Below are 20,181 nucleotides of genomic sequence, written 5' to 3' on the forward strand. Positions count from 1 at the left end.
TATTATTTTAATACAAATTTCTATCATAACTGCTTTTTGTATTTGCAAAATTTTGGGTTTGATTTGCAAGATTTATAAGTCTTCGATTTGCTTTCGTTTAATGGTTTTTATATTCTTAAAGTGTGTTGGTGAAAAGCCGGTTACTTTTTTGAATTGATTACTTAAATGTGAAACGCTACTATAGTTTAAAGAGTAAGCTATTTGGCTTAGGGATAATTCATCATAGATGATCAACTCTTTTACTTTCTCAATTTTCAGATTAATGAAGTATTTTTCAATTGTTGTGTTTTCTACTTCGGAAAAGAGGTTGCTCAAGGTATTATAGTCTTGGTGTAGCTCTTGGAATAGAAACTCGGATAGATTTGTTTTTAAATGATTGTTTTTATTTTGAACCAAATCAATAATCAATGTTTTAATCTTATTGATAGTTTTGCTTTTCCTATCATCAATCAAATCAAAGCCTACAGCATGAAGCTTTTTTAATAATTCGTTTTTTTGGATTTCCTGAATGTCATTTTTCAATTCAACTTCACCTAAATCAACTGAAACAGGATTGATGCCCATATTTTCAAATACAGATTTTACTACTATCTTGCAGCGGCTGCATACCATATTTTTAATGTACAGTTTCATATGATAATGTTTAAATTGATTTAGCGATTTTATCCATTATTGAATGGTCTGAGCCGAATTTGCAAATTGCATCACAATTGGCCCTTAATTCTGAAAAAAGGATGTACTTAATATTCATTTTTGAATTTTTTATAACAGGTCTGTTAAGTTGTTGAATAACATCTTTTTCGCGATTGTCAGGGATTATGATATAAAAAACTTCATCACCATCAGAAATACTGAAATAAAGGTCGGAAAGGCGTAAAATACCTGAGTAAATACTGGTGCTTTTTTCAACTTCAAATGCCCCAATAATATTGTTTGTTCCTTTTTCAAACCATAATACATCTATGAGTTTAATGGTGTTTTGCGTGTCTTTATCACAGGGCAATTCAGGAAATTTATTTATAGCCATAAAAGAAAAACTTTGACCATTGAAGGCTTTGCTTTTATCATTACTTGCCGGGGTAACATCGAATCCTAATGACGCTCCAATTTTCAATAAATGGTATTGCATCTCACTATGCAGATTATCTTCCTTTTTTTCTTCTATAATTTCTTTTTGGCGTTTTACTATGTTTTTTTCAAATTTATAACGCTCTTCTTCACTCAAATAGTCATCATTTCCTATGAGCATTTTTTGAGTGCCAATTTCAAAACACAAGCCTGCGATTGCACCTAAATCATTGGACAGTTCCGATTTGAATTTGGAATTTGTTTCCAGTAATGTCTCTCTAATTTTTAAGTATTCACTCCAGCTTCCGAGTTTTTTTTTGTCCTTGAACAAGAAATTAAAACCGTTTACAATTGCCGTGTTGAAAGGCGGAAACCAGGTTGGGTGCAAGAAATACAAAATACTGGCAACGGCCGGACCAAGTCCCTTAATTTTAAGTTCGTCGAGTTTTACAATTTCCCTAAGCACCTGTTCTTCGTTTTTTGCATTAATGCAATTTTCCAAGAATTGGCCAAAAGCAATTTTATTGGTTTGATTTTCATAGATGTCAGGAATTCGGAGTTTTGGTTTCCAATAAAAAGGATGTGAAACCCCTACAAATACCTGTTTTTGCTCGGCAATACAATTGAGCACAAATTCTAAGCTGCTGTTTTTAAAATCATTTGGAAATGATTTGTTTTTTATATCTTCAACAACCTGAATAATGCCTCGACGGATAGTTCTGAACGCTTTTAACCGTTGGTCATTATCCACAAACCAAGTATTATAAACACTTTCTGAATCGTTTTTGTATTGCTGTATTATTTGATTAAAATTGTTCATCCTTACTGTTTAAATTACATTTTCATGCCTTCCATCGGGTCGCTGCCTTTGCGGAATTTATATTCGCTATTGATGGCATAGGCTCCTGTTATCACTACTTTTTGATCATTGGCAATTTTTGTTTTGATTTCTATCAGTCCATTGGTTTCAATTCCTGTTTCTACCATTAGATTTTCATAAACTCCCGGTTTTTTTTCTACCCAGATGTAGGATGCGTTTTGTTCTCTAATTACTGCATCGGTAGGAATGTAGATTCCTTTACCGCCGGAAATCATCAATTTTGCAATGGCCTGCATTCCCGGTTTTAAGATTAGATTTTGATTTGGGACTTCAAATCGAATCAATAGTAAACGGGTTTCCGGGTTTATTTCGGGATTGATAAATGAGACTTTAGCACTTATAGATTTATCGGGAAAATCGGCAAAAGTTATGGTAGCATTTTGACCTATTTTAAGACTATTGAAATAGTTGATATTTACTTGTGTTTCGAGCCAAAGTTTACTTAAATCGGTTACTTTAATTATTGGAGTTCCTTCCATGACATAACTCCCTTCAACGGCAGTTATTTCAGAAATTGTACCACCGACAGTGCTGTAAAATGTGGTATAGGGCGAAACATCTTTGTTGCTTTTTATATTCTCAATTTGAGTGTTGGACAAACCATAGAAGAGAAGCTTTTGTTTGGCCGCATTCATTATGTTTTTTGCATTTTTTCCAAAATCACCGGGCATCTCCAATTGTTTAAAGGCAGTATAATAGTCTTGTTTTGCTATTGCAATATCTTCACTGTACAATTGATATATTGGCTTGTTCTTGGATAGGTAATCACCCGTAGATTTGAAATACAATTTTTCAATTCTGCCCATTGCTTTTGAAGAAAAGGTTTTAGATTTTTCTTGATTGAATGTTAAAACACCTGTGTAGTTTTGTTCTAAATTGTTTTGTGTTTGTCCTATAACTTGAGTTGTGATATTACCAAGTTGAATTTGTTGTTTACTTAAACTTATTTGGTTAACCTCACTATCATCCTGTTTTATGGGTGTTAACTCCATGTGGCAAATAGGACACTTGCCGGGTTTATCTTCTTTTACTTGAGGATCCATAGAACATGTATAAAAAGTAGTTTCTTTATTTTTATCATGTTGAGAGTGGTCTTCTTTTTTATTCTCATGCTGAGAATGGTCTTCTTTTTTAGAAGAATTACAAGCTGTAAATATTAGGGAAAGCAATAAAAAGATGCCTATTTGATTTAAATTTTTCATACTTACTCCGTTTTAATAAAGCTTTCGCTATCGATTAAATATTGTGCATTTTTTGCAATAGTATCACTAACAGAAATACCTTTAATGATTTGAATATAACCGTTCAGTTCAAACCCTGTTTTTACCGGTGTTGCTTTAAAACCATTGTGAGATTTAACAAAAACAATTTTTTTATTACCTGTACTTACCAATGCGTTTTTTTGTATCCAAAGACCGCTAATTGACCGTGTTTTTATAATACCTTGCAATCTCAAACCTATCGGCAATTTGAGTGTATTGTTGTTTAAATAAACCCTAATTCTATTGGTTTTGTCGGTAGCATTAAATTGTGTTTCAATAAAATTTATTTTCGCTTCTATTGATTCTTCAGCATTGAGTTCAGAAGTTATTTTAATGGCTTGATTGACTTCAATAAAACTGCTGCTTTCCTGAGTAATGTTGAATACTCCCCAAACTTTATCAGTATTTACTAATTTAAACACAACTTCTCCTTTTTTGACATAGTTTCCTTCTTTTAACTCAAGTTTTTCAGTACTGTTATTCATACTTTGCATTGCAGAATTTGATGGAGTAACCATTGTTTCTGACCCTATGACAATTCCATTAGAAGGACTGTAAATGGCTATTTTAGGATTGGCTTTTTTTGAATTAGCTAAAGCACTTATTTGATTTTGAGTCATACCGTAAAGCAACAACTTTTGTTTTGATGCCTCAATAATTGAGCTGTTATCAATATCATTTGAAAGTAAATAAATAAAGTTTTCTTGCTCAGTTAAAAGTTCAGGGCTATATAAATCAAATAATTTTTGTCCTTTATTAATTCGTTGGTATTTAAAATTCACATATATTTTTTCAATTCGGCCACTTATTTTTGCTGCAATATTTACCGCTGAATTTGGGTCATAAGCGACAGTGCCAGGAAGATTGATTTCACCACTTAAAGTTGAATCTATTGCTGTTATAGTTTGAAATTTACCCACTACAAAGTTATCTGTTGGCTTGATGACATTTTCAATATTATAATCTTCAATAGCATGATTGTCAATTACTTTTTTTACTAAAGTCATTCCGCAAATAGGGCAGTTTCCAGGTTTATCTCTAATAATTTGCGGATGCATTGAACAGGTATAGACAACGTTTTGATGAGAGCTTGCGTCATGTACTTCAGGTTTTATGACATAGAAATAAATAGCAGAACCGATTATTGCTATTATACCTAGAATCAAACCATATTTTATATACTTATTCATAGTTACTTAATTTCGAGTTGTTTTTCGATTTCGACCTGAGTGTTTAGTATGGACTGCAATTTGTCGAGAGCGTCCATTTGGGCCATGTTCAAAGCTTCCCATGCGTCTAAGACAATGAACAAATCACCAGTGTTATTTTGCCAAGCCAAAACGGCGGTATCATAATTTTTGCGCAATGAAGGGATGATGCTTTTTTCGGAGATATTGTATTGTTTATTGAGGTTAGAAAGCTCTGTATTCATGCCCGAAATCATTCCAACTGTTTCATTTAAAATCATTTGTTTTTGCCAATTGAGACTTTCATTTTTAATTTGAAAGCTACTGATATTGGCTTTGTTCATTTTTGTTGACCAAGGCATGGGGATAGTCATCATGCCCATTAGTGAGAATTGCTGTGGCTGTTGTCCAAAAGCAAACATGTGGTCATATTTAACTCCAAATTCGGGTAGAAATTTTGATTTTTCTGCATCAATTTTCAGTTGGTTTACTTCCATGGTTCTTTTGATGGCATTTATATCACTTCTGTTTTTGGAAATTGATGAGGTGTCCAATAGTTGTGAATTGTATTCCTTTAGTTCGAATGCTTCTTCAATTTCAAACACCATATTTTTATCTCTTGACATTAGAGTGTTGAGCATAATTCTTTTTTGTGAAATATCATTCTGAAGCATTATAATCATACTTTCTAACTCATTATATTGAGATTTTGCTTTATAATAAGTGGGGAGTTTATCCATATTGTACTGGTATCTTATTTCCATGCTTTTTATCATGTATTTTAAGAGTAGTAAGTTATCATTGGCCACTTTGACTTTTTTGTTTAGTACAAGCCATTGATAATAATTTGTCTTGGCTATAGCATAAAGCTGATTTAAAGTGTAATTTTTGTTTTCTTTTTCAACAGATGACATTGCGTTCATATACTTGTATTCGGCATTTTGTTTTTTTGAATTGGGAATCATTTGTGAGACTCCAATCATATAACTGCCCATGCCAGGACTCATATCATCTGCTTTCCACATTTTGGTATTGTAGGGCGTCATAAAAAAACCGGTTTCTACTTGAGGTGCCATCCAGCTTTTAGCCCCTTTTGCAGCAGCATCCATACTTTGGATATCGGCATCATACATTTTTAGCTGCGGATTATCGGTTTTGATTGTGCTCAAGATATTATCCAGTGAAACAATCTGTGCATTAGCAATTGTAAAGCTTAAAATCAAAAAGCTTATAACGATATAATATTTATTCTTTAACATCTATAAGTTCTATTTTGCCTTTAGTTTTTAATTCGTGAAGTTTCACCATTTCAAAAACAATAGGAGTTACTAATAATACATAAATTGTAGAAGTAATTGTCCCACCAATAAGAGGAACTGTGATAGGTAACATTACATCGGCACCTGTACCTGTTGCCCAAAGTATCGGAATAAGACCAAATAAAGAAACAGAAACCGTCATTAGTTTTGGTCGCAACCTTTTGGCTGATCCATCAATAATATATTGTCTCAATATTTCTTCGGTGATAACCTCTTTGCTATTTCCGTATTTCTCAACCATTTTGTTCATAGATTCATTCAAATAAATGGTCATTAACATTGCTGTCTCTATAGCCATTCCAAACAATGCAATAAAACCTACAGCCACTGCTACTGACAAATTGATTCCGTAGAAATAGACCATAAAAACACCACCGATTAAAGCAAAAGGCACTGTTATCATTGTAATGAGGGATTCTTTCATGGAGTGGTAAGTAAAATATAAAATAAGGAAGATAATTATCACCACAATTGGTAGTATCATGCTTAGCGTTTTATTGGCTCTCAACTGATTTTCCCACTGGCCACTCCATTCAATGTAATATCCTTTTGGCATTTTAGACATCATTGAATTTAATTTTTTCTGAGCTTCTTTCACAGTACTACCTAAATCTCGATCACGTACATTAAACAGCACACTTCCCCGAAGCATGGCATTTTCGCTATTTATCATAGGCGGCCCATCGCTTATTTTTACCTCTGCAATGGTTTCTAACGGAATTGGGCCATATTGCATCGTTTGGACTTGCAATTTTTTCAGTGCATCAATACTGTTTCTATATTCTTGTGCATATCTTGCATTTACAGAGAAGCGTTGTCGTCCTTCAATTGTAGTTGTCAGTTTCATTCCTCCGATAGCTGCTTCAACAACTGCATTAATATCGTCAATTGAAAGGCCGTATCTGCCCAAAAGCTCCCTCTTTGGCTCAATGTCAATGTACCTTCCACCAGTTATTGGCTCCGCATACAAATCTTTTACACCCGAAGTACCTTCGAGTGCTTTTTTGATTTTTTGAGATAGTGCATTAATGGTATCTAAACTTTCTCCATAAACTTTAATTCCAACATCTGTTCGAATACCAGTAGATAGCATGTTTATTCTATTAATGATAGGCTGTGTAAAGCCGTTGGTTACTCCCGGAATTTGGAGTTTATTATTTATTTCGGTTATAATATCATTCTTTGTTTTTCCTTCTCTCCATTCACTTTGAGGTTTTAATAAAATGATGGTTTCAATCATGCTAATAGGGCTATTATCTGTAGCAGTATTGGCTCTACCGGCTTTTCCCAATACATGGTCTACTTCGGGAATTGATTTTATCAATTTGTCTTGAACCTGCAATATTCTTTTTACTTCCGAGTTTGAAACATCGGGCAAGGTAACCGGCATGAAAAGTACTGAACCTTCATCCAATGGTGGCATAAACTCGGAACCTAAACGAGTAAACATGACTAAACCGATTAGTAAAGCTACTACATTAATTCCTAAAACCGTTTTCCTCCATTTCAAACAAAAAACCAAAATAGGAGTGTATACACTTTCCAGTTTTTTATTGATTGGGTTTTTATTCTCAGGACGAAGTTTACCTTTTAATAAAAAGCTTATAAGCACCGGTGTGAGTGTAATGGCTAAAAAAGCATCAACGATTAGAATGAATGATTTTGTCCAAGCCAAGGGACTAAATAATTTTCCTTCCATACCTGTGAGTAAAAAAACCGGTAGAAAAGACGCAATTACGATCAGTGTTGAGTAAAAAACACCCGGTCCTACTAACTTTGATGATTTTTCAATTAGTTGAAGTTTTTCATCAGAGGATAAAGGGTCGTGTTCCTTTTTAAATAAATTTTTAATTTTTTCTATCATCATACCAATTTACTTGTTATCAATCATTTCTTCTTGTTTCTCTGAGATTGTCCTGTAGGCGTTTTCAACCATTACAATTCCATCATCCACAACAACTCCAATAGCGAGTGCAATACCGGTTAATGACATAATATTAGATGAAATACCAAATGCTTCAAGCAATATGAAGCCAATTGCTACGGATATAGGAAGTTGAATTAAGATTATAAGGGCGCTTCTCCAATGGAACAGAAAAATTAAGATAACGAGTGAAACTGCTATCATTTCTTCTATAAGTGTTCCCTTGACAGATTCAATAGCTTTTTCGATTAACTCGCTTCTGTCATAGGAAGTTTTAAATTTCACTCCTTCGGGCAATCCTTTTTCAACTTCTTTCATCTTTGCTTTAACCGCTTTGATGACTTTATCAGCATTTTCGCCGTAACGCATTACCACTATACCGCCTACGACTTCCCCAGTTCCGTTTTGGTCAAAAATTCCAAGGCGTAAATCTCCACCCATTTGTACTGAACCTATGTCTTTTACCTTCACAGGGATAGAATTGTAATTTTTAATCGAAATATCCTCGACATCTTTACTGTTCTTTATGTAGCCTAAACCTCTAATGATATAAGACATATTACTCATTTCAAACTTTCGGCCGCCTACATCATTGTTATTAGCCTTAACAGCATTCATTACTTCCATCATACTGACATTATAATACTGCATTTTTAGTGGATCTAACACTAGCTGGTATTGTTTTTCAAAACCTCCAAAAGAAGCTACTTCGGCTACACCGGGAACTGTTTGCAGTGCAAATTTCACATACCAGTCCTGTAAGGCTCTTTGCTCTCCCAAGTCCATTCCATTGGCTTCTAAATGATACCAAAAAATGTGGCCTACTCCTGTACCATCAGGACCTAAGGTTGGAACAACATTTTGTGGAAGTAAACGTTGGGCATAATTTAATCGTTCCAACACACGGGTTCTTGCCCAGTAGGTATCTACATTGTCTTCAAAAATGATATAGACAAAGCTCATCCCAAACATGGAGGCTCCCCGTATATTTTTAACTTTTGGTATCCCTTGAAGATTAGAAACCAAAGGATAAGTTACTTGCGCTTCGATTACCTGTGGGCTTCTACCCATCCACTCGGTAAATACAATAACCTGATTTTCTGATAAATCAGGGATAGCATCTATAGGATTTTGTTTCACGCTATAGATTCCCCACACAAATAAACAAGCCGAAACCAGTAGCACAATTGCTCTGTTTCTAAGTGAGAATGTAATTAGTTTTTCTACCATTTTTGTCTTTTTTCTTCCTTTTAAATAAAATTAATCAATTCCGCCCTTTTATAATATGATATATATCAACAATTTAAAACATAGGAGGAGTTCTTGATTTTTTTTAAAGGATATTTATTTTGCCGGTGTTACGGGTTCTGTAAGCTCCATGCCACATTTTGTACATTTATCGCCTTTTTTACCGGTAACTTCGGGGTGCATTGGACAAGCAAATAACTCGCTTGAATCTGATTTAGCTTCTGTTGCGTTGGTTTCTGTTTCTTTAGCTTTGTTGTTACACGATACCATTGTTACTGCTAAAAAAGCTGTTAAAAAAAGTGTTTTCATGATGTATTGTTTTTAGTTATTAATTAATTTTTCAGGTTGGTTTTATTGGTTAAATCGAAAAAAGTATAGTACAGATTGAAATAAAATCCATTTGGTGCTGAACGTACCATTGAACTAATTAGTTCTTGACGGTATGCTAAATCTAATCGCGCCTGACTGTTGAAAATAAATTGTATTGCCGGCACAACGTCTAAGTAAGACTTACCATTTTCGTTAATGGTTTGTCCAACAAATTCTACCATTAGATTGATGTTGGTTTGTTTGAAACTAGTGTATTTTTTTGGGTACATTAATTTTCCAAAAGATAATGTGTAATTGGTAGCATTGTCGCCAATGTTATCCGGAAAAGGATAATTTGGTTGGTTGTCCAGTGCTTTTTCAAAGCTAACCGATGAACTAATCGCTATTTTTTTTACCAATTTTGTAGCTATTATTCCTGTTTCAAAACCAGTATTGTGCCCTTGAATTTCTATTTGTTCTTGATGGATGTCGGCACGATTGAAACTGTATCTTCCGTATGCAGCCAAACGTAAATGACTATTCAAATCATCTTCGGAATAAAACCTATACTTTGCCATAAAACCGCCACCTTCGGCATACAACGCATTAGTTCTTGTGCTGATAAAAGCTGAACCTCTTACCATCAAATTTTTATTTATACCATACGTTACCTCTGGCATTAAATGATAATTGTAACCTGGTTCGAATTTTTCTTTAAATGCTGATTGCATCACATTTACCGCCAAAGAATTTGCTGGAACATTACTAGCTGGATCGGTTACTACAAATAATTCTTGGCTAAAAATGGTTTGGCAACTGATGACTGCAAACAATAAAATGACCTTTCTCATTAGTTTATCATTTTAATGTGAAAATCTTCTTCGTTGTTTGAAGCGTAGGTTTCGATATTCTTATATGATTTGGATAGTTTTTTGAATTCCTTTTCCGTTACATATCCTTTGTCAACCACTTGAAATTGTACTTCTGAAGCATTGCTTTTTTTGTCATTAACCAAAATATATGTGTTTTTAGCAATGGTTTCAGGTTTTGCAGTGACTACTAATGAACCGATAAAAAAACCTGCTTTTTCGACTTTTTCCTTAAATACTTTTGGACTTAAACCATTACCTTCTTTTAGTGTTACGGTAAACGTATTTGTATTTAAATCGGTTTCTACATTAATCACTTCCGGCATACTTTTTAGCTGTTTATTAATGGCATTGGAACACATAGAACATGTTAAACCCGTTGCTCTAATTTCGGCTTTTACGATTTGTGCATTACTTTTTATTGAGAACATCAAAACCATTGATGCTATCATTATATATACTTTTTTCATTTTATGATTTTATTAATTTTATTATTTCTTCCTCTGATGGATTTTTAGCAATTAGAATTCCTTCGGGATTAAATAGATATTTGGATGGTAATTCTTCAACTCCAAACTGTAAAGCTGCATTGGCATCAAATCCTTTTGGGTCTATTAATTGCGTAAACTTGATTTTATCTTTTTCTATCGCTTTTAACCATTTGTTTCTATCGGTATCGATTGATATTCCGATTATTTCTAATTTACTTGAACTTTCTTCATTGTGAAGTTTTACTAACTTTTTGTTTCCTAATCTACATGGTGCACACCACGAAGCCCAAAAATCTACAAGTACATATTTACCTTTAAATGATATTATATCAACCTCATTATTAGTATTACTTTTTAACGTAATTGATGGTATAGCATCGCCGATTTTAATTTGAGCTTTTGAGTTTGTAACTGTAGCAATTAAAAAAAATACTATTACAATTTTCTTCATCATACTTATTTAATTATTTCTACTGTTTTACCACAACTTAACATCATGGAACCGTAATACGGATTTTTGACTGCATTTTCTTTGCTTAACCAATTAGCACCTTTACCATCATTGTACATAGGACAGAACTGATAGTAAACAGCAGTTTCATATTTAGAAACCTTGATTAATGTATAAATGTCTTTGGATAGTGAAGTGAAATGATCGCGCTGGTGTTTGATGTCTTTGGTATCGGCAATATGTTCAGCATCTTCTTTGATTAGATTTACAACTTTCATCCACACCATGTGAACTTCCATTTCGAGTTTGTCCATTTTGACATTGTTTACAGCAGCTAAAAGTTCTTTTGAAGCTAAAGCTGTTTTAGTACCATCAGAAGTAATTAAAGCATCTTTCAATAAAAAATAATTATCAAATACCGCTTTTAACTGATTTTCTTTTTGAGAAGTCATTTGTGGCATATCTGAATGATTGGCATGACTATCGTGGTTGTTGGTTTCTGTAACAGCTGTTGTTGTTACTTCTTTTATAGGAACTTTTGCTACTCTTTCATATTGACAACATCCGTGAAGATTATTATAAACATCATCTGGAGCGAGGAATTTATCACTATCGTAACCAACTAATGCAATTCTTTTTAGAATTTCGTCTTGATTAGTTTTTTTAGCATCGTATGTTAAAGTTGCCATTTGGGTATCTTTATTCCAATCGACATTGGCGATTTTTTTGATATTTCCTGCTTTTTCGATTTTGGTTTCGCACATACCGCAGTTTCCATAAACTTTAACTTTTTCTGTTTTTGAATTTTTTATTTGTGCATTGATAGCAGTAGATAGCAACATTACAGCCGCTACCATTATTTTTATAAATGAATTTTTCATTTTAAATAAGGTATTAGTAATCAAAGTGATTTACCTTGATTGATTGATAAAATAAATTTGAGATAATTACAGTTATAAGATAAATTATACTGCAACACGATAATAGTGTAGCAAAATGTTTTCTAAAACTGTTTTGGTTTGGATAGCAAAATGCTATGAATTTGACACACTTATGGCTGTCAAAATTTGGATTTAGCTTATTTTAGGAATGAGCCAAATGGAATAAAACCCATCAGAGATTGATGGTGTTGTGTATGAAAATTTAACTTTCTCTATTGAAGAATAGCTAAACATGTAATTTTTAAAATTAATTTCAGATAAAAAACTTACCGAAGAAGTTGGACACGTTGAAGAACAACCACATTTTGAGTGACCACAATTGCCTTTACAACCTTTATGGTCTTTGTCTTTTGAATTATCATCACCGCAGCAACTCTTTTTTTCTGCTTTATTGGATGAAATTTCTTTTTTGCACGAAGTCTTTTCTGAACTTTTACCACAAGCCATAGCAGTATTAGGCATGAGGAGCATGCCTAATAAAATTACAATTATGATGTGGTATTTTTTCATTTATTTATTAAAACAGTACAAATTTAGCTAAAAATTATTGCCTTATGTTAAAATTGATGTTAAAATCTCATTCTCTGTATTCTAACTGCATTTAATATTGCCAACAACGCTAAGCCTACATCGGCAAAAACGGCTTGCCACATTTAACTAAATCTTCCAAAATCTAAGATATTTCAATTACATATTACTATAAAATTTATTGAGATAAATGAATTACTTAACTTAATAGTTAGACTTTCTAATTTAAAACTCTAAATCTAATTCCTGCATATATTTCACGACCTCGTGTTGGTCCCCAAACAGATGAAGTATCAAAGTATTGGCTGAATGGGTTTTGCCAACTTATAATAGGTTGGTTTTGACGAAAGTTAAAAATGTTTTCACAACCTGAATATACTTCAAACTTTTTAAATTTATAAGTAAATTGAGCATTTACTAATGTGTATTGCTGCGAAAAATATGGTCGTTGAAATTCTACAGGATTAGATTTTGTATCAGGTAAACGTTGCTCACCATACCAATGAATATTTACATCGAAATGAAATTTATTTGTTAATGGTTTATAACTGTAAGTTGTTATAACTTTGTTTCGAGGATTAAATGGTAAGAGTTGTTTATTTCCATTTACTTCTCTATAAACATCTAAAAAGTTGTACCCAATTTTAAATTCAAATCGTTTCAAGATTTTTAAATACAATTCTGCCTGAAAACCATTACTTACACTTTTACCATCAAAATTTTTAATTATTGCTTTTGTTGGGTCGCTATCATAATCAGGAAAAATTTGATTTTTAAAGTTTGTTCTGTAATAGTCTGCACTGAAATAACCTGAAAGATTTTCGATTTCAAATTTTTGAGTTACATTGACCCCAAAGTTAGTCGCTCTTTCGGGTCTTAATTGTTCTGCAAAAACAATGTCCCTTGAACTGACTAGTAACCCAATATTTTCACTGAACAAATTCACTGTTCGCCATCCTGTTCCTATACTAGCTCGAAAAGTTGTTTTGGGTGTAAGGTCATATTTTAGTAAAGTTCTTGGAGTAATAGTAAAACCAAATTGGTTGTGTTGATCGCCACGAATACCAGCAATCCAAGTTATTTTATCTTTTAAAAAACTCATCGAATTTTCTAAAAATACTCCTGGAATGATTTCATTTCTAATGTAATTACCTGCATAAGTTCTTGGCAAAGTTGTATCTGTAAAACCAATATTTTCATTTAGTTTTAAATATCGAAAACTAATACCACTTTTTAATAAGTGCTTTTGAGAATAATTCACTTCGTATTGCAGATTGCTATAAAAGTTCGTTTGCTGTGCATTATATTTTACAGTTCCGAAATATGATTTTTGGTCTTGAAAGAATGAAGATGTAAAAAGTGTGATTTTATTATCATCATTAAATTTATAAGCAGTTTTTGCCCAAAATTCAGGTTGATTAATATTGACCGTTTGGCCGTAAATGGAATTACTACCTTGGTCTTTTTCTGAATTATAAAATGTTTGACCACCTATTCTTTTTTCATTTAGAAATTTCAAACCAATTTTGCTACTCCAACCCCAATCTTTTTCATTACCATATTTCCATTTATTAGAAATCATATAACGTGTCAATTGCGGTAAATCTAAAAAATTATCCTTATCTCTGTCAATTTTATTTGCTGGTTGCACTGTATGAAATGCGGTAAGATTAGACCATTTCGCTTTTTTAAACGCGTAATTAGCATTTAAATGCTTTTCTTCAAAATTATTGATATACGCATTAAGTAATAACTTGTCTGTTGTGTCTGGATCTTTTGTTTCAACATTTATTTGTCCGCTTATACTTTCAAATCCTTGCAAAACACTATTCGCTCCTTTTGAAACATAGATATTGTCAACTAATGTTCCTGGAATTCCGCTAATGCCATACGTGTATGATAACCCTTGTATCATTGGGAAGCCATCAATTAAAACTTGATTGTAAATCCCTGACAGTCCTAAAATGCGAAGTTCTTTAGAATTTGTTATAACATTAGTTGTTTGAGGCTGAACCGTAGTTTGCGTTTCGAAACAACCTGCCAAATCGCAGCAAGCGGCTTTACCCAGTTCTTTTTGAGTAATGATTTCTGTTTTAATAGCAATCAAGTTTGATAATGTAGCTTTTTCTCTATTTTTCTTTATTACAACTTCATTTAATATGTTTTCTTTTTTTAACTTGAAAACTACAAATGTTTGATTGGTTATCTCTATTGTATCAGATGAATGTCCTTCAAAACTTGCAATTAATTTTTTATTGCTAATGTCTTTACTTGAAATTTCAAATTCTCCTTTGTCGCCTGTAGAGGTTTCTAAATCCGTGTCAAGCCAATGAATGCTTGCTCCATTGAGAGGTTCTTTTTTGTCGTTGGTTACTTTTCCTAAAATAGTTTGTGCTAACAGCGCATACGGAAACAGCAAACCAACAATGAATATATATTTTTTCATTGTTTGTTTTCTTTAAAATAAGGCAAGATTTATTCGACTGAATAAACCGTTACCTTACTATTTGTTTACTGTTTTATTTTATAGATTTTTTCTTCAGGATTTTCACAACTACCAGTATTTTCAATGGTTTTGTGAATTTCGATTTCAGTAACTAATGAAGGATTAAACGTTATTTGAAAAGAAGAAGTTGTTCCCATTTTCCCTGATATACAGCTGCTCACACCTTTCAATTTTTCTACATTAGCAGAAATCATTTTTAAGTCCATTGAACACGATATTCCTTTGACTTTTACCACAATTGCTTTTGTATTATCGGAGTTTTGAATTGTTTTTTGCGCAAACGCAACGCTTGTTGTGGCAATCAACATAGAGATTACCAAAACTAATGATTTTAAGAATTTCATTTTTTTGATTTTTTAAATTGTTAACAATGACTATTTACTCTGATTATATCAGAATAAAATAAGATTTTAAGATTGTTAAACAATTTTAGGCGGTTGCCAAAAATCAGGTTTGAATTGAGAATTAAATTTTGTTTTATAACTAAAATTTTGTGAGGTTAAAATTTTAGTTTTTGAAAACTTATAATAAACATTTGATGCAATGTATAAAACGCAATTATTGCAATTTTGAAATGGATTACAAGACTTTCCTTTTTTTTCTTTAGAGTTTTGTTCTTCCTTTTCAGCAGTTTTTTTATTGAACTTCGTTGATGAACATTCGCTATTACAACATTGCTTACTAATATTATATTGCAACAAAATAACATCTATTCCTGGCTTTACAGCAAGAAATAAAATTGTAAATGATAATATTAATATTATATGTTTCATAATAATTGGTAAATATACAGTGTTTTGGCGTTAAATAGTTTATTTTTAAGCAACCTTTTTCTATAATTTAGTGTTAATCCCATATTTTTTTATAAATGTTTTTAAAATGCAAAAGTTTTTTAAAATAATAAATTAAAACTTCATTCGCTGTATTCTTACCGCATTTAAGATTGCCAATAAAGCCACACCCACATCGGCAAAAACGGCTTCCCACATTGTGGCTAAACCACCTGCACCAAGTACTAAAACTATTGTTTTTACAGCAAATGCTAAAATAATATTTTGCCAAACAATTTTCTTGGTTTGTTTGCCAATATTGATAGCCATTGGAATTTTTGAAGGCATGTCATCTTGAATAACTACATCGGCAGTTTCGATTGTGGCATCACTTCCTAAACCACCCATTGCTATTCCTACGTTACTTAACGCTACTACTGGTGCATCGTTTACACCATCGCCGACAAATGCTACCGTTTCATTTTTAGCAATGATTTCTTTAACTTTATTCACTTTGTCTTCGGGAAGTAAATCTCCAAAAGCATTTGTAATTCCGAGTGATTTTGCTACAAACTGCACTACGGTATTTTTATCGCCACTTAACATTATGGTTTTTATACCTAGTGCTTTTAGTTTATCTATTGTGATTTGTGCATCTTCTTTAATGCTGTCGGCAATGGTTATATATCCTACAAACTTTTTATCGTAAGCTACTGCGATTAATGTATAAACAATACTTGTAGGATCAATATCATATTTAATAGAAAATTTATCCATTAGTTTGAAATTACCAACTAATAATTCTTTTCCTTTGACAAGGGATTTTAAACCATGCCCTGAAATTTCTTCAACCTCTTTTAGTTCAATAGTACTATCAATTTTTCCAACAAACTGATGAATTGCTGTTGCGACTGGATGTGTACTTTGACTTTCTAAAGCATTGACCATTTGTAGTATATCGTCTTTATTGAAATCGGAATTAAAAACTACTTCTTGTACTTTGAAAACACCTTCGGTCATTGTGCCTGTTTTATCCATTACTACATTTTGAACAGTAGCCATTACATCGAGAAAATTACTTCCTTTAAATAAAATTCCGTTTTTAGAAGCAGCTCCAATTCCGCCAAAATATCCTAACGGAATACTAATAACTAAAGCACAAGGACACGAAATAACCAAGAAAACCAAGGCACGATACAGCCAATCTCTAAAAATATAATTATCTACAAAAAGAATTGGAACTACACAAATTAAGATGGCTAAAAGCACCACAATTGGTGTGTAAATCTTGGCAAATTTGCGTATGAATAATTCAGTTGGTGCTTTTTTTGCTGTTGCATCTTGCACCATTTCAAGTATTTTTGACAGTTTACTATCGGTATAAGCGGTTGTAACTTTTACTTGACAAACCGAATTTAAGTTTATCATTCCTGCTAAAACCGTTTCGCCTTTTGCTTTGGTGTCGGGTTTACTTTCACCTGTAAGTGCTGCTGTATTAAATGAAGCTGTATCGGAAAGTAATTCGCCATCTAAACCTAATTTTTCTCCTGCTTTGAGTTGGATAATATCGCCAATTTTAGCGGTTGCTGCTTTGATTGTTTTGGCTACATTATTTTCTAAAATAGTAACTTCATCTGGTCTTTGGTCGAGTAAGGATTTTATATTTGCTTTGGCTCTTTGAACTGCAAGTGTTTGAAAGACTTCGCCAACAGCATAAAACAGCATCACGGCAACACCCTCTGGAAATTCTGCAATTGCAAAAGCTCCGATGGTTGCAATACTCATTAACAAAAATTCTGAAAATATTTCTCCTTTTTTTATAGCGACAAAGGCTTCTTTTATTACAGGAAAACCGACTGGTGCATAAGCAACAACATACCATATAGTTCGTACCCAACCTGTAAACCAAGTTTGCGGAAAGTAATTATCAAAACCAATGGCTATTAATAACAAAACCAAACTAATGCCTGCTGGCAAAAACATTTTGAAAGTGCTATCAGTACTGTTTGAGTGGTCGTGACCGTCATCGTCGCTATGTGTTTCTTTCGTTGGTTCATCGGTAGCACAACATCCCATTTCTTTGTGCTCTTTTTTTAATTGCTTGTTTGCAACTGCATTTATTTTTTCTTCCTGTGTGCAACAAAGCTGTTTTCCATGAGCATCGAAGATGTGTTGGTGTTTTTGGTCTGAATTTATCATATTATGACTTGTTTAATTAAAAAAAGGTTGCAAATAGTTAGTTACTATTTACAACCTATACATGATTTATCTGCGAAATGTTATGCCGAAAAACTTACAATTAATCCAGTTAAGGCAGAAAGCATTAAGACACATTTCCAACAATTGAGTCTGTTTTTCATTTTTTAAAATATTTATGTTATTATTATTGTACATGTAGGGCAATTTTTGTGCCACTAATACTGGCGGTTAATACTATTTGAAATTAAATAGTATGTTGATTATTTTTTTCCATGTACCTAAACTACGGTATCATGATATTATTATTTGTCTATTTTAAAAGCATTACCTTGCAACTCTTTCTTCAAATATATTAATCATTTTCATTGTCTTCTCCGTGTTTACGAATCATTTTTTCTTTCCATTTTATGTACCATTTTTGATGGTGTAATGAAAGTAAAAAACACAAAGCAAAAGCACTTATTATTGCAATAATAAACATATTTAAAGCAACAGCAACTCCTACTGCTGATGTACACCAAACTGTTGCTGCTGTTGTTAAACCGTGTGATGTTCCTGCGCTGGAATTGCGATAAATTATTCCTGCTCCAAGAAAACCGACACCAGTAACAATATTTGCGATTACTCTTGAGGTATCCGCTGGGCTTTTTACCAAATGGGCTGTTATTGCAGTAAATAAAGTTGCGCCAATACAAACGGCAGCATAAGTTCTTATTCCAGCATCGTGACCATGTTTTTCTCGATCTAAACCAATAAATGCTCCTAATAGGAATGAAATTATGAGCTTGGAAACAATTATTAATTCTACCGTAACATCCATACTTAAGGGTATAAATTTAAATTAATATTATTTTGTTGTAGTTTCATCATTATTGATTTCATTTATAATCCATTCTTTTGCTTGTGCTTTATCTGATAGTTCAAAATACTTCAAGTTAGCATTTGCAAATGGTTTCATAATTGCCATCATACACTTTTCCCATTTTTTTTCCCCAACAATAGCTATAGTTTCTATATCATCTGAATGTGTGAACTTCATGTTACCATAATTAATTTCAATGATACCATCTTCCCAAAATCCCGTAGAATTTGTACTTGACCCATCATCCATTTCAAAATACCAGCGTACTTTTTTTCCAGTTTTGATAATATTATGAATAAAAGGATGGATTTTTTCATAATCTTTTATGCCTAAAAAATCATTGGCTGTAGTTGCAATAACATTATTTCCGGTAAAATCTAAAATCTGTAACATAATTCAACTCTAAAGTTTAGAATGGTTTTTATGTAATAAATAACTATTGAATTACATAACATAAAACGATTTTGGTTTTTCTTGAATGGGTAAATCTTTATCGCCTATCAACTCTTTAATATTAATTTCTATTGTTATAGCTAAATTTGTCATTGGTATGTCGGTAGTAACATTTTCGAATGGATCTTGTAATATGATCGCAGTTCTTTCAATAGCAATAAATATAATTGGTATTAAAGCGGTCAAAAATATTTCTAGTATGACATATTTATCATCTAATCCAAAAGGTAAAAGTGTTGCAAAAACATAAATTAAAAAATGAACTAGTAAACTATATGATTTTGGAAAAACGGTATTTTTAATTCGCTCACATTTTCCCATTGCGTCACACAATCTACTTAACGTATTGTCAATTTGTATTTGCTTTAAATCCCCAATATCGAGTTTGGATAGTGCTTCACTATGTTGATTAATTATTGCATTTGGTATGTTTTTTTCTGATAAATTATACTCTTTAACATAATCATATACTTTTTTTGAATAAGCTAATTTTCGTAATGTTTCACCCAATACATGACACCAAATTATTTGACGATAAGCAAATTCTTCTACAATTTTAGTATTTTCTTCAGGTAAAAATTGCTTAATTTGACGTATTAAAGTTCTCGAATCGTTTACAATTGCACCCCAAATTATTCTTGCTTCCCACCATCTTTCGTATGCCTGCGCCGTTCTAAAAGCTAACAGCAAGGATAATGCTGTTCCAATAATGGCATTTACGCCAATAGGAATTTCTATTTTTGAAAGAAAACCATATTGATCCGCAATCCCAATTACTATTGCATAAATTAAAATGGCAGTTATATCAAATTTTATTTGTTTTAAAAATGTGAAAATTGATATTCTCTTATTTAACAGCATTTATTCAAATTTTGATTGAAATTTTCTACTACTATCATACAATTTATAAAAAG

General features: G+C 32.3%; 18 protein-coding genes and 2 pseudogenes. All 20 read right to left on the reverse strand.

The features are described from left to right. Positions 1 to 72: 72 nt before the first annotated feature. Complete coding sequence (locus G508_RS0107825) at positions 73 to 633, reverse strand: helix-turn-helix domain-containing protein (RefSeq protein ID WP_026704792.1); 561 nt, start codon at positions 631 to 633, stop codon at positions 73 to 75. A 10-nt stretch (positions 634 to 643) separates the two neighbouring features. Next, positions 644 to 1,888, reverse strand: a complete 1,245-nt coding sequence (locus tag G508_RS0107830; RefSeq protein WP_026704793.1) for a hypothetical protein — start codon at positions 1,886 to 1,888, stop codon at positions 644 to 646. Positions 1,889 to 1,902: 14 nt separating this feature from the next. Beyond that, the gene (locus G508_RS0107835; protein ID WP_026704794.1) at positions 1,903 to 3,150 is read right to left on the reverse strand and encodes an efflux RND transporter periplasmic adaptor subunit; all 1,248 of its coding nucleotides are present in this window, start codon (positions 3,148 to 3,150) and stop codon (positions 1,903 to 1,905) included. Positions 3,151 to 3,152: 2 nt separating this feature from the next. Further along, a complete protein-coding gene (locus G508_RS0107840) occupies positions 3,153 to 4,400 on the reverse strand; it encodes an HlyD family efflux transporter periplasmic adaptor subunit (RefSeq protein ID WP_026704795.1) in 1,248 nt (415 codons plus the stop codon). Positions 4,401 to 4,402: 2 nt separating this feature from the next. Beyond that, complete coding sequence (locus tag G508_RS0107845; protein WP_026704796.1) at positions 4,403 to 5,656, reverse strand: TolC family protein; 1,254 nt, start codon at positions 5,654 to 5,656, stop codon at positions 4,403 to 4,405. Continuing rightward, a pseudogene (locus G508_RS20590) lies at positions 5,643 to 8,870 on the reverse strand (efflux RND transporter permease subunit). Before G508_RS20590 ends, G508_RS0107845 begins: the two are co-directional and overlap by 14 nt. Positions 8,871 to 8,984: 114 nt before the next feature. Next, on the reverse strand, positions 8,985 to 9,197 hold the full coding sequence (locus G508_RS20275; protein ID WP_211223378.1) for a heavy metal-binding domain-containing protein: 213 nt from the start codon (positions 9,195 to 9,197) through the stop codon (positions 8,985 to 8,987). 23 nt (positions 9,198 to 9,220) lie between these two features. Continuing rightward, the gene (locus G508_RS0107865; RefSeq protein ID WP_026704800.1) at positions 9,221 to 10,048 is read right to left on the reverse strand and encodes a hypothetical protein; all 828 of its coding nucleotides are present in this window, start codon (positions 10,046 to 10,048) and stop codon (positions 9,221 to 9,223) included. Continuing rightward, entirely contained in the window at positions 10,048 to 10,536 is a 489-nt protein-coding gene (locus tag G508_RS0107870) for a heavy-metal-associated domain-containing protein (protein ID WP_026704801.1), read from the reverse strand. Before G508_RS0107870 ends, G508_RS0107865 begins: the two co-directional genes overlap by 1 nt. 1 nt (position 10,537) lies before the next feature. Beyond that, complete coding sequence (locus tag G508_RS0107875) at positions 10,538 to 11,011, reverse strand: TlpA family protein disulfide reductase (protein WP_245569856.1); 474 nt, start codon at positions 11,009 to 11,011, stop codon at positions 10,538 to 10,540. Between the two features lie 2 nt (positions 11,012 to 11,013). Further along, positions 11,014 to 11,889 (reverse strand): DUF3347 domain-containing protein, encoded by an 876-nt coding sequence (locus tag G508_RS0107880; RefSeq protein ID WP_026704803.1) that lies wholly within the window; start codon positions 11,887 to 11,889, stop codon positions 11,014 to 11,016. 192 nt (positions 11,890 to 12,081) lie between these two features. After that, positions 12,082 to 12,459, reverse strand: coding sequence for a hypothetical protein (locus G508_RS0107885; RefSeq protein ID WP_026704804.1), 378 nt, complete (start codon positions 12,457 to 12,459; stop codon positions 12,082 to 12,084). A 59-nt stretch (positions 12,460 to 12,518) separates the two neighbouring features. Then, positions 12,519 to 12,602, reverse strand: a pseudogene (locus tag G508_RS20595) (cadmium transporter); the annotation flags it as partial. A gap of 95 nt (positions 12,603 to 12,697) precedes the next feature. Continuing rightward, entirely contained in the window at positions 12,698 to 14,923 is a 2,226-nt protein-coding gene (locus G508_RS0107890; protein ID WP_026704805.1) for a TonB-dependent receptor, read from the reverse strand. A 65-nt stretch (positions 14,924 to 14,988) separates the two neighbouring features. Then, a complete protein-coding gene (locus G508_RS0107895; protein ID WP_026704806.1) occupies positions 14,989 to 15,327 on the reverse strand; it encodes a hypothetical protein in 339 nt (112 codons plus the stop codon). Between the two features lie 75 nt (positions 15,328 to 15,402). Continuing rightward, positions 15,403 to 15,756, reverse strand: coding sequence for a hypothetical protein (locus G508_RS0107900; RefSeq protein ID WP_026704807.1), 354 nt, complete (start codon positions 15,754 to 15,756; stop codon positions 15,403 to 15,405). 132 nt (positions 15,757 to 15,888) lie between these two features. After that, positions 15,889 to 17,952 (reverse strand): heavy metal translocating P-type ATPase, encoded by a 2,064-nt coding sequence (locus tag G508_RS0107905; RefSeq protein ID WP_026704808.1) that lies wholly within the window; start codon positions 17,950 to 17,952, stop codon positions 15,889 to 15,891. Positions 17,953 to 18,304: 352 nt separating this feature from the next. Then, entirely contained in the window at positions 18,305 to 18,772 is a 468-nt protein-coding gene (locus G508_RS0107910) for an MgtC/SapB family protein (RefSeq protein WP_026704809.1), read from the reverse strand. Positions 18,773 to 18,799: 27 nt separating this feature from the next. After that, positions 18,800 to 19,207, reverse strand: a complete 408-nt coding sequence (locus G508_RS0107915; protein WP_026704810.1) for a SpoIIAA family protein — start codon at positions 19,205 to 19,207, stop codon at positions 18,800 to 18,802. Positions 19,208 to 19,258: 51 nt separating this feature from the next. Continuing rightward, the gene (locus tag G508_RS0107920) at positions 19,259 to 20,128 is read right to left on the reverse strand and encodes a bestrophin family protein (RefSeq protein ID WP_026704811.1); all 870 of its coding nucleotides are present in this window, start codon (positions 20,126 to 20,128) and stop codon (positions 19,259 to 19,261) included. Between the last annotated feature and the right edge of the window lie 53 nt (positions 20,129 to 20,181).

The sequence above is a fragment of the Flavobacterium soli DSM 19725 genome (assembly GCF_000422705.1).
GTDB classification, from domain to species: Bacteria; Bacteroidota; Bacteroidia; order Flavobacteriales; family Flavobacteriaceae; genus Flavobacterium; species Flavobacterium soli.